Annotated in this window: 15 protein-coding genes and 1 pseudogene; 8 read left to right on the top strand and 8 right to left on the bottom strand. The window is 72.9% G+C overall.

Features of this window, described 5'->3' with window-relative positions:
- Positions 1 to 484, top strand: a 484-nt coding sequence (locus tag GRC12_RS10970) for an ROK family protein (RefSeq protein ID WP_208779007.1), incomplete at its 5' end; no start/stop codon positions are given.
- A gap of 387 nt (positions 485 to 871) precedes the next feature.
- Here the strand turns inward: GRC12_RS10970 and GRC12_RS10965 are convergent.
- Together GRC12_RS10965 and GRC12_RS10960 are read right to left on the bottom strand one after the other, a co-directional pair.
- Positions 872 to 1,633 carry a GntR family transcriptional regulator gene (locus GRC12_RS10965; protein ID WP_208779006.1) on the bottom strand — a complete coding sequence of 254 codons (762 nt, stop codon included), beginning with the start codon at positions 1,631 to 1,633 and terminating at the stop codon, positions 872 to 874.
- Positions 1,634 to 1,781: 148 nt separating this feature from the next.
- On the bottom strand, positions 1,782 to 2,666 hold the full coding sequence (locus tag GRC12_RS10960) for an RNA polymerase sigma-70 factor (protein WP_208779005.1): 885 nt from the start codon (positions 2,664 to 2,666) through the stop codon (positions 1,782 to 1,784).
- Positions 2,667 to 2,792: 126 nt separating this feature from the next.
- Here GRC12_RS10960 and GRC12_RS10955 point away from each other — a divergent pair, with 126 nt between their 5' ends.
- Positions 2,793 to 3,446: an NADPH-dependent F420 reductase gene (locus tag GRC12_RS10955; protein WP_208779004.1), complete on the top strand. Its 654-nt coding sequence runs from the start codon at positions 2,793 to 2,795 to the stop codon at positions 3,444 to 3,446.
- Between the two features lie 122 nt (positions 3,447 to 3,568).
- Complete coding sequence (locus tag GRC12_RS10950; RefSeq protein ID WP_208779003.1) at positions 3,569 to 4,399, top strand: alpha/beta fold hydrolase; 831 nt, start codon at positions 3,569 to 3,571, stop codon at positions 4,397 to 4,399.
- 45 nt (positions 4,400 to 4,444) lie between these two features.
- Here the strand turns inward: GRC12_RS10950 and GRC12_RS10945 are convergent.
- Positions 4,445 to 5,281 (bottom strand): annotated as a pseudogene (locus GRC12_RS10945) (DMT family transporter); the annotation flags it as partial.
- A gap of 47 nt (positions 5,282 to 5,328) precedes the next feature.
- Between GRC12_RS10945 and pdxR the strand changes: the two are divergent.
- From pdxR to GRC12_RS10930, 3 genes are all read left to right on the top strand, one after another.
- Entirely contained in the window at positions 5,329 to 6,762 is a 1,434-nt protein-coding gene (pdxR, locus tag GRC12_RS10940; protein WP_208779002.1) for a MocR-like pyridoxine biosynthesis transcription factor PdxR, read from the top strand.
- A gap of 116 nt (positions 6,763 to 6,878) precedes the next feature.
- A complete protein-coding gene (locus GRC12_RS10935; protein ID WP_208779001.1) occupies positions 6,879 to 8,462 on the top strand; it encodes an alkaline phosphatase D family protein in 1,584 nt (527 codons plus the stop codon).
- Between the two features lie 157 nt (positions 8,463 to 8,619).
- Complete coding sequence (locus GRC12_RS10930) at positions 8,620 to 9,864, top strand: GNAT family N-acetyltransferase (protein ID WP_208779000.1); 1,245 nt, start codon at positions 8,620 to 8,622, stop codon at positions 9,862 to 9,864.
- Here the strand turns inward: GRC12_RS10930 and GRC12_RS10925 are convergent.
- Positions 9,842 to 11,083 (bottom strand): trans-sulfuration enzyme family protein, encoded by a 1,242-nt coding sequence (locus GRC12_RS10925; protein ID WP_308286524.1) that lies wholly within the window; start codon positions 11,081 to 11,083, stop codon positions 9,842 to 9,844. The two genes, GRC12_RS10930 and GRC12_RS10925, sit on opposite strands and share 23 nt — an antisense overlap.
- A 60-nt stretch (positions 11,084 to 11,143) precedes the next feature.
- Between GRC12_RS10925 and GRC12_RS10920 the strand changes: the two genes are divergently transcribed.
- On the top strand, positions 11,144 to 11,635 hold the full coding sequence (locus GRC12_RS10920) for an Lrp/AsnC family transcriptional regulator (RefSeq protein ID WP_133047562.1): 492 nt from the start codon (positions 11,144 to 11,146) through the stop codon (positions 11,633 to 11,635).
- Positions 11,636 to 11,667: 32 nt separating this feature from the next.
- Complete coding sequence (locus GRC12_RS10915) at positions 11,668 to 13,359, top strand: DUF885 domain-containing protein (protein ID WP_208778998.1); 1,692 nt, start codon at positions 11,668 to 11,670, stop codon at positions 13,357 to 13,359.
- Here GRC12_RS10915 and GRC12_RS10910 read toward each other — a convergent pair whose 3' ends face one another.
- The 4 genes from GRC12_RS10910 to GRC12_RS10895 form a co-directional block, all read right to left on the bottom strand.
- Positions 13,360 to 14,205 (bottom strand): SDR family oxidoreductase, encoded by an 846-nt coding sequence (locus GRC12_RS10910; protein WP_208778997.1) that lies wholly within the window; start codon positions 14,203 to 14,205, stop codon positions 13,360 to 13,362. It abuts the gene before it with no gap.
- 65 nt (positions 14,206 to 14,270) lie between these two features.
- Positions 14,271 to 14,789, bottom strand: coding sequence for an immunity 21 family protein (locus GRC12_RS10905; RefSeq protein ID WP_208778996.1), 519 nt, complete (start codon positions 14,787 to 14,789; stop codon positions 14,271 to 14,273).
- 124 nt (positions 14,790 to 14,913) lie between these two features.
- A complete protein-coding gene (locus GRC12_RS10900) occupies positions 14,914 to 15,153 on the bottom strand; it encodes a hypothetical protein (protein ID WP_208778995.1) in 240 nt (79 codons plus the stop codon).
- A gap of 182 nt (positions 15,154 to 15,335) precedes the next feature.
- Positions 15,336 to 15,860 (bottom strand): rhodanese-like domain-containing protein, encoded by a 525-nt coding sequence (locus GRC12_RS10895; protein WP_208778994.1) that lies wholly within the window; start codon positions 15,858 to 15,860, stop codon positions 15,336 to 15,338.
- Positions 15,861 to 15,911: the final 51 nt, after the last annotated feature.

The raw sequence follows: 15,911 nt of genomic DNA, 5'->3' as shown, positions 1-15,911 counted from the left end.
GCACCGGGGGTTCGGCGGGGCGGCAGGGGAGATCGGCGCGCTGCATCTGCTGGGCCGTGAGGCCACGCCGGAGACGCTGCTGTCCACGACCGACGAGCCCCTCCATCCCCTCGACGAGCAGGCCGTCGCCAAGGTCTTCGCGCAGGCCCGGGAGGGCGACCAGCGGGCCCGTGCAGCCGTCGAACGCTTCATCCAGCGCCTAGTCCACGACGTCGCCGCCCTGGTCCTCGCCCTCGACCCCGAGCTCGTCGTCATCGGCGGCTGGGCGGCCGGCCTCGACGGCGTCCTGGATCCCCTGCGCCGCGAACTGGCCCGCTACTGCCTCCGTCCCCCGAAGGTGACCCTCTCCCTCCTGGGCGAGGTCGCGGTGGCGACGGGCGCCCTCCGTCTGGCCCTCGACCACGTGGAGGAACAGCTCTTCGCGGTAGAGGCCACAGCAACAGCCCGCCGCGGCCCCGGCCCGGGCAAGGCCCTGGGCCCGTGACAGACCTGTGGATGCCCTGAGGCACTGGGCTCCTGCGGCACCGGACGCCACAGCGGGAGCAACAGCACCGCCAGCACCGCCAGCACCGCCAGCAGCAGGCATCCCAGCCGCAGCGGCAGTAACACCCGGAGGCGCGCCAGCCACAGGGCCATACGGCGGCTCAGGGCGGCCACGCCGCATCCGACGCCGACTGGGGCGACGCCCCAGCCTCTTGCCGCTCGGCGCCGGCGCCGAGCCGCAAGCACCGAACGCGAGCGCAGCACCCGCGTGCCCCCCGAGCGACGAACTCGAGCCGATGCCCCACGGTCCACGCCCCCCGCCCGCCGCGGAAACGCCGTGCGCCCCGGCGTAGTTGCGGGGCGCACGGCGTGGGTCGGTGGGGTGGGGTCAGGACGCCTGGCGTTCGGGATCCTGGTGGATCTCCACGTTGCCCGAGTCGCCGAACGTCAGCCGGCAGGTGTCGGCGCGGTACGTGGCGACGGAGTACGCGGCGATGCGGCCCGCCGCGAGGTAGCGGGTGGTGACGACCAGGACGGGCGCTCCCGGCAGCCGGTCCAGCTCCTTCGCGTCGTCCGCGCGCGCGGAGCCCAGCTCGACCGAGCTCTCCTGCCCCTCCAGCTCCAGCCGCTGCAGCTCACGCAGCACCGCACGCGCGCGTGCCGGTCCGGACGGGGCGTCTATGGCGGAGAGGTCCGGCACCGAGAAGGCGGGGACGTAGAGCAGTTCGGCGGCGACGGGCTGGCCGTGCGAGACCCGGGAGCGGCGCACCGTGTGCACGGCCTCCTCCGGCCCGGTCTCCAGCGCGGCGGCGACGGCGGCCGGCGCTGCGGCCAGGGCGCAGTCGACGGCCTGCCAGACGTCACCGGCGGCCCCCGGCCAGGCGTGCTGCTCCGTGCCCACGGCGACCCCCACGCGCGGCGGGGCGACGGTCGTACCGACCCCGCGGCGGCGCTGCAGCCTGCCCTCCAGTTCGAGCTGCTCCAGGGCCTGGCGGAGCGTCGCGCGGGCGACGCCGAAGCGGGCGGCCAGGTCGCGCTCGTTCGGCAGGATCTCACCGACGGTGAACTCGGAGTCCAGTGCCTCACTGAGCACGGTCTTGAGATGCCAGTATTTCGGTTCCGGCACCGATTCCAGCTGCGTGGTCCCCACCCTGTCCTCCGCAATCGCCGTGGTCCGGCGGCGTTTTAGCGCCCTTGTTTATTAAAGGTTGTTGCACTTCTCTGCGACCATAGGGCGGCCCAAACCCTTGGTCAAGACCAATCCTCGATCCCATAGGGACCACATAGAGAGCGGTTACCTAATCGACGGGCAGAGACCGCAACTTGTCGGGGTTGCGCACGATGTACACCGCTTGCACACGGCCCTCGAAGACGTCCAGCTGGAAGACGCTGTCGGGCTTGCCGGCGGACAGCGCCACGATCGCGGGACCGCCGTTGAGCTCCATGATGCGGAACGACGGGTCCGGTACGCCCTTCGCCGCGGCGCCGACGAGGAAGCGGCCCACCTTGTCCGCGCTCTCCAGCACCCGCAGCGGCGCCCGCGCCTTCCCGCCGCTGTCGCCCACCAGCCGTACGTCGGGCGCGAGCAGCGCCATGAGACCGTCCAGGTCACCCTCCCCGGCGGCGGCGAGGAACCGCTCGGTCAGCTCCCGGCGCCGCTCCGGATCGACCTCGTAGCGGGGCCGCCGTTCCTCCACGTGCTTGCGGGCCCGCCCGGCGAGCTGCCGTACGGCCGGTTCACCGCGGTCGAGCATGGCCGCGATGTCGGCGTAGGGGTAGCCGAACGCCTCCCTGAGGACGAAGACGGCGCGCTCCAGCGGGGACAGCGACTCCAGGACGACCAGGACGGCCAGGGAGACGGAGTCGGCGAGCACGGCCCGCTCGGCGGTGTCCGGGACGGTGGCCCCGAAGTCGGTCACGTACGGCTCGGGCAGCCACGGGCCGACGTACGTCTCGCCCCGCGCCTTGACCTGGCGGAGCCGGTCGATGGCCAGGCGGGTGGTGATCCGCACCAGGTACGCGCGCGGCTCGCGCACCTCGCCGCGGTCCGCGCCGGACCAGCGCAGCCACGCCTCCTGGACCACGTCCTCCGCGTCGGCCACCCGGCCGAGCATGCGGTAGGCGACGCCCAGCAGGACGGGCCGGTGTTCTTCGAAGACATCGGTCGCGGTGTCGGTCGTCACGGCCCCATCCCATGCGACGCGTGCGGACATGTCCAGCGGAAATGGGCGTGTCCCAAAGGAGAACCCGGAGCAGAATTGGCCGCGAGCCGCCGAGGCGGTCGGCGGTCCGGACGGACGGAGGTGGCCATGCGGTACGCGGTTCTGGGCACGGGCGACGTGGGCCGGACGCTCGGCGGCAAGCTGGCGGAACTCGGCCACGAGGTGACACTGGGGTCCCGTACGAAGGACAATCCGGCCGCCCTGGAGTGGGCGCGGGGCGCCGGCGCGGGCGCGCGGGCCGGCACGTTCGCGGAGGCGGCCTCGTCGGCCGAGGTGGTCGTGGTCGCCGTGGGCGGACGGGTGGCGCTCGCCGCGCTGGATGCGGCCGGGGCGGAGAACCTGGACGGCAAGGTCGTCGTCGACGTGACGAACCCGCTGGCGTTCGAGGACGGGCAGGTGCGCCTCGACCCCGTGGGGTCGGACAGCGTGGGCGAGCAGATCCAGCGGGCGTTCCCGCACGCGGGCGTGGTGAAGTCGCTGAACACGGTCAACTGCAAGGTGATGGTGGAGCCCTCGCTGGTGCCCGGTGAGCACCAGGTGTTCGTGTGCGGGGACGACGTGGGCGCAAAGGAGCAGGTGACCGGCATGCTCGGCGAGTTCGGGTGGCCGGCCCACCGGGTGCTCGACCTGGGCGGCATCCGCTCGGCGCGCGGCGTGGAGATGTTCCTGCCGCTGTGGCTGGAGCTGTTCCGGCACACCGGGCACGCCGATTTCAACCTGGAGGTGCGCAAGGGACATTGAGCGCGAGGGTTCGAGTCCGGCGGACGGCCTACGAGGGGCTACCCGTCGGTAGCAATTGCTGACAAGCTGTCTACAGCGCGTCCGTCAGTGAGCACCGAGCGAGCCCCAGTCGAGGAGCACCCATGTCCGCCACCGTCTCCTTCAAGGTCCCTTCCCCACGCGGCCCGCAGCCCGTGACCGTCGCCTACACGCGCGTGGGCCGCGGTGCGCCGCTGCTCCTGCTGCACGGCATCGGTCACCACCGGCAGGCCTGGGACCCGGTGGTGGACATCCTGGCCACCGAGCGCGACGTGATCGCCGTCGACCTGCCCGGCTTCGGCGCCTCCCCGGGGCTGCCGGAGGGGCTGGACTACGACCTGCCCACCACCACGGCCGTGTTCGGCGCGTTCTGCGAGGCGCTGGAGCTGGACCGGCCCCATGTGGCGGGCAACTCGCTCGGCGGCCTGCTCGCCCTGGAACTCGGCCGCGAGCAGCTCGTACGGTCCGTCACCACCCTCTCCCCCGCCGGGTTCTGGTCGGAGGCCGAGCGGCGGTACGCCTTCGGGGTCCTGCTCGCGATGCGCCGTATCGCGCAACGTCTGCCGCTGCCGCTGGTCGAGCGGCTGTCCCGGTCGGCGGCCGGCCGCACGATGCTGACGAGCACCATCTACGCCCGCCCGGGCCGCCGTTCACCGGAGGCCGTGGTCGCCGAGACGCTCGCGCTGGCCGGAGCCACCGGGTTCGACGCCACGCTCAAGTCCGGTGCCACCGTCCTGTTCAGGGACGACATCCCCACGATTCCCGTCACGGTGGCCTGGGGCACCAGGGACATGCTCCTCGTGCGCCGGCAGGGCGTGCGCGCCAAGCAGATCATCCCCAAGGCGCGGCTGGTGCGCCTGCCCGGCTGCGGGCACTGCCCGATGAACGACGATCCGGCGCTGGTCGCCCGCGTCCTCCTCGACGGCAGCCGCTGACCCCCTCCGCCCCCGCGTCAACGCCCCGGACCCGAGGGCGACTCCGGCGCCCACGAGGGCGCTGCCGACGGCCTGGGCGGGCCCGTAGGCGCCCGTTCCGACGAGCGGGGCGGTGCAGGCGGCGGCGACCGGGATCAGGCCGGAGAACAGCGTGGCGCGCTCGACGCCGATGCGCTGCATGCCCATGTACCAGCACACGAAGCCGACGACGGTGACGACGGCCGCCTGCCACACCAGCGCGGCGGCCTCGGCGCCGTCGGGGCGGCGCAGCCACGCCGTGCCGTCCAGCGGGAGTCCGACCATCGCCGACTCGGCCGCCGCGAGCCCGCACACGGTGGCCGACAGCAGCCGGGGTCCCAGCACCCGCAGCACGGGCACGGCCAGGACCGCGAATCCGACCTCGCCGGCGAGCGCGCAGCCCGAGAAGGCGAGCCCGGCCGCGTCCGTACGGCCCCATCCCTGGACGGTGAAGGCGCCGAGGGCGACCAGCGACGCCCCGTACAGCACCCGGCGCCGGGGCCGCCGTCCCGCCAGGAGCGGCACCAGGACGGCGACGATCACCGGCGCGCAGCCCACGAGGACGCCGGGGACCGCAGGTTCCGCGCTGCGTTCGGCGGCGATGACGGCGAGGTTGAAGCCGACCATGCCGATGGCGGCCAGTGCCGCGAGCCGCACCCACTGGCGGGTTGTCAGCGTCCGCAGCCGCCCTGCCGCGTCCGCGCCGGCCAGCGGGAGGAGGAGCAGACAGGCCGCCCCGTAGCGCAGGAACTGCCCGCCCGCGTACGGGTAGTGGCCGAGGACGCTGTTGGCGGTGAAGGAGCCGCCGACGAGCACACAGGCGAGGGTGGCGAGGAGGGCTCCGCGGGCGGTGGTGGCGTTCATGGCGGTGACGCTAGGGAGCCGGGCGGTCTGGTTTAAGGTCCACTTCCATGAGGCCATCGGGGACCAATCCGGACGGCACGGCGGAGTCCGCCGTCTCCCCCGCCTGGGAGCTGCTGCTGCCGGCCGCTTCCGCCCCGGCACGCGCGCGTGGCCGTTCCCTGCAGGCGGCGCTGCGGGAGGCCGTGCGGTCGGGGCGGCTGGCGCCCGGGACGCGGTTGCCGTCGAGCCGGGACCTCGCCGCCGACCTCGGGGTGTCGCGGGGGCTGGTCACCGAGGCGTACGAGCAGCTGACGGCGGAGGGGTACCTGCGCAGCGGCCGGGGTGCCGGCACCTGGGTGAGCGGTGCCGTGCGCGCGGCCCGGCCACGCGCGCGTGACCTCGCGCCCCGGTCGCCCGGCACGGAGGCCGACTTCGTGCCCGGCACACCGGATCTGTCGCTGTTCCCCCGCGCGGCCTGGGCCGCGGCGCAGCGTGGTGTGCTGGCCGAGCTGCCACACCAGGATCTCGGCTATCCCGATCCACGCGGGCTGCCCCGGCTCCGCACGGCGCTGGCGGAACTGCTCGCGCGCCGCCGGGGCGTGGTGGCGGACCCGGAGCGGATCGTGGTCGTCTCCGGAGTGGCGCAGGCGACGACGCTGCTCGGATTCGCGCTCCACGCGCGCGGACTGCGCACGGTCGGCGTCGAGAACCCCGGAAGCCCCCAGCACGACGCCCTGTACACCGCGGCCGGCGTCACCACCGTGCCCGTCCCCCTGGACGACCAAGGGCTCCGCGTCGGTGCGCTGCGCGAGTCGGGCGTACGGGCCGTGGTGACGACCCCCTCGCACCAGTTCCCCACCGGCATCGCCTACTCGGCGCGCCGCCGGGCCGAACTGCTCGACTGGGCACGCTCGGTGGACGGTCTCGTGCTGGAGGACGACTACGACGGGGACTTCCGCTACGACCGCGCCCCCGTCGGCGCCCTGCAGGGCCTCGACCCGGAGCGGGTGGCCTGCACGGGGTCGGTCAGCAAGTCGCTCGCCCCGGGGCTGCGGCTCGGCTGGCTGCTCGTGCCGGAGTCGCTGGCCGACGAGGTCGTCGAGCGCAAGCGCACCATGGACCTCGGCCATCCCACCCTGGATCAGGCGCTGTTCGCCCGGTTCGTGGAGCGCGGCGACTACGACCGCCAGCTGCGACGCTGCCAACGCGCCTACCGCGAGCGGCGGGACGCGCTCGTCGCCGCGCTGGCGCAGCACCTCCCGGGTTCGCAGGTGTCGGGCATCGCCGCCGGACTGCACGTCATCGCGGCGCTCCCGCCCCGCTACGGCCCCGAGGAGCGCTTCCTCGCGCGCGTGGCCGAAGCCGGTGTCGCCGTACGGCCGCTGACGGACTACACGCACGCGCGTGCCCGGCAGGACGACGACGCCGTGCGACTCGTCCTGGGATACGCCCATCTGTCCCCCGCACGGATCCGAGCGGGCGTGCGATTGATGGCCGAGTAGTCGATTCCCGCGCCCCGGCGGTCAGTTGTTCACTTGTGGTTTGCGTGTGCGCTGCGGCGCCCCAGTAGGTGTGGGACCGCTAACACTGGCCGGATCCCGTCCCTGGAGGCGCATCCATGTCGCACCGTCCGTTCCCCGCCCGCCGCAGCGTGCTGCGCGGCTCGCTCGCCGCGTCGGCGGCCCTGACCCTGCCCACCGCCCTCGGCGCGGCGCCGGCGTTCGCCCTGTCGGGGCGGCCGAGGGCGAGCTGGGGTGTGCAGGCGGGAGACGTGACCACCGACTCCGGGCTGGTGTGGGTGCGTTCCGACCGACCCGCGCGGATGATCGTCGAGACGTCCGCGACCGAGTCGTTCCGCAACCCGCGCCGATGGCACGGTCCGCTGCTGGGCGAGGGTTCGGACTTCACCGGCACGACCCGGCTGCACGGGCTCCCCGCGGGCGAGCAGATCCACTACCGGGTACTGCTCGCCGACCCCGACGACCCGCGCCGCACCGGCGAACCCGTCACCGGCACCTTCCGGACGGCGCCCGTCAAGCGCCGCAAGGGCGTCAGGTTCGTGTGGTCCGGCGACCTCGCCGGCCAGGGCTGGGGCATCAACGAATCCATCGGCGGCTACCGCATCTTCGACGCCATGGCCAAGGTCGACCCGGACTTCTTCCTGTGCAGCGGCGACAACATCTACGCCGACGGCGTCATCTCCGCCACGCAGGCGCTGCCCGACGGCACCGTCTACCGGAACGTCACCACCGAGGAGAAGTCGCACGTCGCGACCACCCTCGCCGACTACCGGGGCAACTTCCGCTACAACCTGCTGGACGCGGCCCTGCGCCGGTTCAACGCCCAGGTGCCCAACATCATCCAGTGGGACGACCACGAGGTCCGCAACAACTGGTACCCGGGCGAGGTCATCGGCACCGGCACCGCCTACCCGGCCGGCACGAAGCTCGACGACCTGGCCGTGCGCTCCCGGCAGGCCTTCTCCGAGTACTTCCCCATCTCCACCATCAGCGGCCGCCCGGACGGCCGGATCTACCGCAAGGTCAGCCACGGTCCGCTGCTGGACGTGTTCGTGCTCGACATGCGCACCTACCGCAACGCCAACTCGCCGGACAACCAGACCACCGACCCGGTCGGCATCCTCGGCCGTGAGCAGCTGGAGTGGCTCAAGCGCGAGCTGGCGAGGTCCCGCGCGGTGTGGAAGGTCATCGCCAACGACATGCCGCTCGGCCTCGTCGTACCCGACCCGGTCGAGGGCAAGCCGAACTTCGAGGCCGTCGCGCAGGGCGACCCCGGAGCGCCGCTCGGCCGCGAGCTGCAGATCGCCGAGCTGCTGCGGTACATCAAACACCGGCGGATCACCGGCACGGTCTGGCTGACGGCGGACGTCCACCACACCTCGGCCCAGCACTACGACCCCTCGCGGGCCGCGTTCAAGGACTTCGAGCCGTTCTGGGAGTTCGTCTCGGGCCCGCTGAACGCCGGCGCCTTCCCGGCCAACGCGCTCGACGGCACGTTCGGCCCCGACCGGGTGTTCGTCAAGGCGCCGACCGCCTCGAACGTGTCACCCGCCGAGGGCTACCAGTTCTTCGGCGAGGTCGACATCGACGGCGACAGCGGGGAGTTGACGGTGCGTCTGCGCGAGTACGACGGCACGGTGCTGTTCACTCGGACGCTGCAGCCGGGCCGGGTCGGCCAGTAACTCCCGTACCCTCGTTCCAGGGCCGCGTTCCGGCGTCATCCCTCGGCGCGCGGCCCTGACGAAGGAAAAGATTCAACCAAAAGGTACATAAGCACGCTTTACCCATCAGTCACAGTGCGTTCGTGATCACGCAACACGTTTCCTTCACAGTGGCTGTATGGGTCAAGAAATATCTGATGTGACGCGTGCGAAGCGGAAGAACCTCGTCGGCCTTGCCACGGTGTTCCACAGTTGGTGGTCACGCCGCCACGGTCACGCACCCCCGACAAGCGATACCGACGCCCGGTCGCTGCCGCCCGAGCGGCAGACCGGGCCCCGCGCCGGCGTGCTGTGGCGGATGCGGACGACCGTGAAGGACGAACCCGGATCGCTGGCCGCGCTGTGCACGGCACTGGCCGGACGACAGGTGGACATCCTCAGCCTGCAGACGCATCCGCTGGCCGTGGGCACGGTGGACGAGTTCCTGCTGCGGGCCCCCGGCGAGCTGGAGGCGTCCGAGCTCACCCGGGTGGTCGCGGCGGCCGGCGGCGCGGACACGTGGATCGAGCGGGCCGATGCCCATGACCTGGTGGACGCACCGACCCGGGTGCTGGGCCTGGCCGCCCGCACCGCCCTGGACGCGGCCGAACTGCCGCTGGCGCTGCGGCAGTTGGTGGGCCGGTGCACCATCCGCCAGACGCCCGCCGTGCCGGTCGGCGGCGGACGGGCACCGGAGGGCGTGCCGGTGGAGGGCGTGCTGGAGGACACCGTGATGCGACTGCGGGCGCCGGAGGGTGGAGTGATCACCGTGGAGCGGCCGTACCTGCCGTTCACCCCGACCGAGTTCGCGCGGGCGCGCGCGCTGGTGGACCTGGACGCGCGGCTCGGTCCCCGCCTGCCGCACGGCCACGACGTGCTGACGCTGCCCGAGGGCAACGACATCACCGTACGGCGGGCGGACACGCGGGATCTGGAGGCCGCCCGGGAGATGCACGAGCGGTGCTCCGCGCGGACGCTCGGGCTGCGGTACCACGGGCCGGTCGGGGACGCCGACCGCTATCTGAACCACCTGCTGAACCCGCGGTTCGGCCGGACGCTGGCCGTGCAGACCGCGTCCGGGCGCATCGTCGGACTCGGGCACCTGTTGTGGGACGGCGACGAGACCGAGGTCGCGTTGCTGGTGGAGGACAAGTGGCAGCGGCGCGGAGTCGGAGCGGAGTTGCTGCGCAGGCTGGTCGGGATGGCGTTGGCTGCGGGGTGCGAGAGCGTGTATGCCGTGACGCAGGCGTCCAATACGGGGATGGTCGCCGCCATGCGGGGGTTGGGGGTTCCTCTTGATTACCAGATTGAGGAGGGGACCTTGGTGATCACGGCTCGGCTGGATGTGGACGCACGGGTGACTACGAGGGCCGAAGCGCCGTAGGGGGATCTGATTCAGCGGCCTCTGCGGGTGCGTTGTGGCTGATCGCGCCCCGCGGCGGAGCCGCATATCGACACAGCCCCGCGCCCCTTTCGGGGCGCCGGCCCAACGCCTGATTCAAGTCCAGCCAAAGATCCTCCACATCCTCCAGGCCCACTGACATGCGCAGGAGGTGGTCGCTCACGCCTGCGTGCCGTCTGTCCTGTTCGTCGACTATGCGGTGGCTGATGGAAGCCGGGTGTTGGATCAGGGTGTCCACGCTGCCGAGGCTTACCGCGGGGGTGATCAGGCGGACCGCGGCTATGACCTCGTGGGGGTCGGTCGTGGTTTCGAAGGCGATCATCGCGCCGCCGACTCGGGGGTAGTGGACACGGGTGACGCGGGGGTCGGCGGTGAGGCGGCGGGTCAGTTCGGCGGCGGTGGCGGAGGCCGCGTGGACGCGGACCGGCAGGGTGGCAAGGCCGCGGAGGAGGAGGTAGCCCGCGAGGGGGTGGAGGATGCCGCCGGTGGCGAAGCGGATCTGGCGGAGGCGGCCGGCGAACTCCTCGTCGCAGGCCACCACGCCCGCCAGCACGTCGCCGTGGCCGCCCAGGTACTTGGTGGCACTGTGCAGGACCAGTCGGGCGCCCTGTCCGGCGGGGCGCTGCAGGACCGGGGTGGCGAAGGTGTTGTCGACCAGGAGGGGGACCGAGCCGCAGGAGTGGGCCACGGCCCGCAGGTCGACCTCGGCGAGGGTCGGGTTGGCCGGGGACTCGACCATGACCAGTCCGGTGTCGGGGCGCAGGGCGTCCGTGATGCCGGCCGGGTCGGTCCAGGTCACCTCGGTGCCGAGCAGGCCGGCGGTCAGCAGATGGTCGGTGCAGCCGTAGAGGGGGCGTACGGCTACCACGTGACGCAGGCCCATCGACGCCCGTACGAGAAGGACGGCGCTGAGCGCGGCCATACCGCTGGCGAAGGCGACCGCGGACTCGGTGCCCTCCAGTCGGGCCAGGGCGGTCTCGAAGCGGGCCACGGTGGGGTTGCCGAGGCGGCCGTAGACGGGCGGGCCCTCCGGTTCGGCGCCGGTGGTGGCGAAGGCGTCGATGCGGGCGGCCTCACCACGGCTGTCGTACGACGGGTAGGTGGTCGACAGGTCGATGGGCGGGGTGTGCAGGCCCTGCCGGGCGAGGTCGTCGCGGCCGGCGTGGACGGCCTCGGTGGCCAGTGCTCTCGTGGAGTCCATGCGAGGAAGGGTGAACATCGGGCGGGCGGCGGGAGCAGTGTCCCGTGCTACGTTCGGGTGATGGGTGAATCCGTCGTACTGGATCCGGTGGACCTGCATCTGCTGCGGTTGCTGCAGAACGACGCCCGGACCACGTACCGCGATCTCGCCGCACAGGTCGGGGTGGCGCCGTCGACGTGTCTGGACCGGGTGACCCGGTTGCGGCGGGCGGGCGTGATCCTGGGGCATCAGCTGCGGCTCGATCCGGCCAAGCTGGGGCGGGGGCTGGAGGCTCTGCTGTCGGTGCAGGTCAGGCCGCATCGGAGGGAGTTGGTGGGGCCGTTCGTGGAGCGGATCAGGGCGCTGCCGGAGTCCCGTACCGTCTTCCATCTGACCGGGCCGGACGACTATCTGGTCCATGTCGCCGTCGCCGACATGGCGGATCTGCAGCGACTGGTGCTGGACGAGTTCACGGCACGGCGTGAAGTGGCCCGCGTGGAAACGCGGTTGATCTTCCAGCAGTGGGACTGCGGGCCGCTGCTCCCGCCTTCGCCGTCGGCTCAATCGGGGTGACGTGCGACGGGCCGTCGTACGAGGATGGGCCCATGTCTGAGATCAAGAGCCCGCTGCCCCGTGAGGTCGCCGACGCCTACGTCGACGATCTCGTCGCCCTCGATCCGATCACCGGCACCTTCCTCGGCGTGAAGGAGAGTTCCAGCAGGCTGCCCGACCTGTCGCCCGCGGGTGAGGAGGCCCAGGCGGAGCTGTCGCGCACGACCCTGCTCCGGCTCGCCGAGGCGGAGCGCCTGCCCGACGCGGACAGTGACATCGAGCGCCGGTGCGCGCGTCTGCTGCGCGAGCGGCTGACCGCCGGGCTCGCCGTGCACGAGGCCGAGGAGGGCCTGCGCGCCGTCAGCAACCTCAGCTCCCCCGCGCACGCGGTCCGGCAGGTGTTCACCGTGACGCCGGCGCAGTCGCAGGAGGACTGGGCGGCGATCGCCGAGCGGCTGCGCGCGGTGCCGGCCGCGCTGGCGGGCTACCGCGAGTCCCTGGCCCTCGGGCTGGAGAAGAAGCTGTACGGCGGACCCCGGGCCACCGCCACCTTCGTCCAGCAGCTCGGCCAGTGGGCCGACGCGGACGGCGCGGGGCACGGCTGGTTCGAGCAGTACGCCGCCTCGGGGCCCGAGGCGCTCCGGTCCGAGCTGGACGCGGCGGCCCGCTCGGCCGGCGAGGCCGTCGTCGCCCTGCGCGACTGGGTACGGGACGTGTACGCCCCGGCGGTCGAGGGCGCGCCGGACGTCGTGGGCCGCGAGCGGTACGCCCGCTGGGTCCGCTACTTCAACGGCACGGACCTCGACCTCGACGATGCGTACGCGTACGGCTGGTCCGAGTACCACCGGCTGCTGGGCGAGATGCGGACCGAGGCCGAGAAGATCCTGCCCGGCGCCGAGACGCCGTGGGTGGCCCTCGCCCACCTGGACCGGCACGGCACGCACATCGAGGGCGTCGACGAGGTCCAGCGGTGGCTGCAGTCCCTGATGGACGAGGCGATCGAGAAGCTGGACGGCACCCACTTCGACCTGGCCGAGCGGGTACGGCGCGTCGAGTCCCGGATCGCCCCTCCCGGCAGCGCGGCGGCGCCGTACTACACGCCGCCGTCGGACGACTTCACGCGCCCCGGGTGCACCTGGCTGCCCACCATGGGCCAGACCCGCTTCCCCGTCTACGACCTGGTGTCCACCTGGTACCACGAGGGCGTGCCCGGTCACCATCTCCAGCTGGCGCAGTGGAAGCACGTCGCCGCGGACCTCTCCCGCTACCAGGCGAGCGTGGGCATGGTCAGCGCCAACGCCGAGGGCTGGGCGCTGTACGCGGAGCGGCTGATGGACGAGCTGGGCTTCCTCACCGACCCGGAGCGCCGGCTCGGCTACCTGGACGCACAGATGATGCGGGCCGCCCGCGTGATCATCGACATCGGCATGCACCTGGAGCTGACGATCCCCGGCGACTCCCCCTTCCACCCCGGGGAGCGCTGGACGCCCGCGCTGGCGCAGGAGTTCTTCGGCTCGCACAGCAGCCGTCCCGCGGACTTCGTGGAGAGCGAGCTGACCCGCTACCTGTCCATGCCGGGCCAGGCCATCGGCTACAAGCTGGGCGAACGCGCCTGGCTGCTGGGCCGGGAGAAGGCACGCGAGCGCAAGGGCGACGCCTTCGACCTGAAGACCTGGCACATGGCAGCCCTCTCGCAGGGCTCGCTGGGCCTCGACGACCTGGTGGACGAGCTGGCCGGTCTGTGATCAACGCCGCCAGCCCCCTTCCGAGTTGACGACCTCGCCGGTGATCCAGTCCGCCTCGTCCGTGGCCAGCCACGCAATGAGGCGGGCCGGGTCGTCGGGCATGCCCCAGCGGCCGGCGGGGAAGCGGGCGGCGACGGCCTCGTGGAGCTCCCCGGTCGCGTAACCGGTGTCCACGGGGCCGGGGTTGACGGCGTTCACCGTGATCGCGTGCTCGGCGAGCGTCGTCGACAGGGAGCGGGTGATGGAGGCGAGGGCGCCCTTCTGGAGGGCGTAGGCGATCTCGCCGGGCATACCGCCCGCGAGGTCCTGCCCGGAGGTCATCATCACGACGCGTCCGCCGGGTGTGCGCGGCGGGAGTTGAGCCCGTAGCCGTGCGTACGCCTGGACGAGGAGCAGCACGGAACGGGTGTCGACCGCCCAGTGCGCGTCCAGCATCGCGGCGTCGATCTCATCGAGGGTGCCGTCGCTGCCGCTGAGGGCGTGGTTGGCGACGAGGATGTCGAGCCGGCCGCCGAGCGCGGACGCGGCCGTCCCGATCAACTCGGCCGGCGCGGCAGGGTCGGTGAGGTCGCCGGGGCCCGCGAGGACCCGCGCCTCGGGATCGCCGAGCGCGGAGCGCACGGAGGCGATGACGTCCTCGGGGCGGTCGGCGCCCCAGGGCATGGCCGCGTCGTGCGGCACATGGTGGTGCAGATAGACGCTCGCGCCGTACGCCGCCAGCCGCCGGGCGACGGCATGTCCGATACCGTCGCGTCTGCTGGCGCCGGTGACCAGGGCGGTGCGGCCGCGCAGCGGCAGGGGGTCACGGCGCAGGTCTTCGGGGGCGGGGTGCGGAAGTGGGGGCATGGGCCACCATGATCCGGACGTCGCCCGCGGACCGCACGTGGATTTTCGTGCCGGCTGTCCGGCTGTCAGCCCTTCTCGATCCGACGCAGTTGTACGAGGCCCAGCCAGGTCTCGGGTCCCGGCTGGACGTTGGCCGCGCGGACCGCGTAGCGGCCGGGTTCGAGTGCGACCTTCAGGCTCTCCGTCCGCTCCGTCTCGCTGCCGGGCCAGGCGGAGTCGAACAGGACGACGGTGCCCGGCACGTCCCAGCTCACCTCGTCCTTCCAGTCCGCGGAGGCGAGGGCGGCCGGGACGCCGGCCAGGAGCTCGTCCTCGGAGTTGGCGGCGCACCAGCGCACGAAGGCCGCGTGCTCGGGCAGATAGGCGGTCGAGGCCGGTTCGTCGCCGAGGACGAGGGCGGCCGAGTCACCGACCGGGAGCAGTCCCACCACGCCGTCGACCTCGCAGGCGCGGTCGTAGTCGGAGGCAGCCTCCTCGCCGTCGGCGCCCGCCCAGAACGGCAGCACCGTCTCCGGCACGGCTATGAGCGGACCACCGCCCGACTCGACCCACTCCAGCCTTCCGGGATCCGCGTATCGCACCATGGCGCAGAACCGTACACGCCGGGGGCGTGGGCGGGGATCACCGGTGTTCGCCGTCCGCGAGGGCTCCTCAACGGCCACTTGCGGTGGTCACGCACGGGGGCCAGGCACGGGCCACTCGCGGCGTTCACGCACGGCGCTCGCATTCGTGTCGCTCGCAGCGGCCACACACTGCGACGCGCACGGGCCCATGCATGGCGGGGCGGGCCAGGGCGGTCCGGTCGAAGAAGCCCTCCAGCCGGCTGCGCCAGAGCGAGGGCTCGGTCCAGGCGCCGTAGACCGAGGCGAGCAGGTCGTCCCGGCCGGCCCGCTCCGCGAGGTCGACCGCCCGCTGCCGGTCGCGCACGTGGCCACGCGCGGCAGTCACGCACGGCGGTCGCGCACGGTCGCTCGCAGCGGCACGCACGGGTCGCGCACGGCAGTCGCAAACGGGTCGCTCGGAGCGGCCACGCACGGACCACGCACGGCAGCCACGCACGGGTCGCGCACGTCGGCCACGCACGGGGGGATTCGCGGCGGTCGTCATGGTCACCGCGACGGTCGAGGGGATCAGCAGCCGCAGTCGACCGGTGCCGGTGCCGCGGACGGTGGTATGTGACATAGCGCCGGCTCCCCGCCCCGCACCGGCGCCGTCAGCGGGTCCGCCGGCCGGCGCTCCGAGCCCCCTCCGGTCTCGTACGCGAAGCCCTCCCGTGCCCAGTACTCGAAGCCGCCGAGCATCTCCTTGACCTGGTAGCCGAGTTCGGCGAGGGCCAGCGCGGCGCGGGTGGCGCCGTTGCAGCCCGGGCCCCAGCAGTACGTGACGACCGGCACGGACCTGTCGAGGAGCTGCTCGGCCCGCTCGGGGATGAGCGCGGTGGGCAGGTGGAGCGCGCCGGGGATGTGGCCCTGCTCCCAGGACCCGGTGGAGCGGGAGTCCACGAGGACGAAGCCGGGACCGCCGTCGGCCGCCAGCGCGGCGGCCACGTCGGAGACGTCGGCGTGGAAGGCGAGGCTCGCGCGGAAGTAGGCGGCGGCCTGCGCCGGGGCGGCGGGGGCGACCCTGAGGACGGGGTTCACGGTGTCGGTGGTCATGCCTGAAATCTACGAGCGGACGTCCGCCCTCTGAAGTGCCGTTTCCCGGCG

Source organism: Streptomyces griseorubiginosus (genome assembly GCF_017614965.1).
GTDB lineage: Bacteria > Actinomycetota > Actinomycetes > Streptomycetales > Streptomycetaceae > Streptomyces > Streptomyces griseorubiginosus_B.
This window is presented reverse-complemented; position numbering and strand designations above follow the sequence as displayed.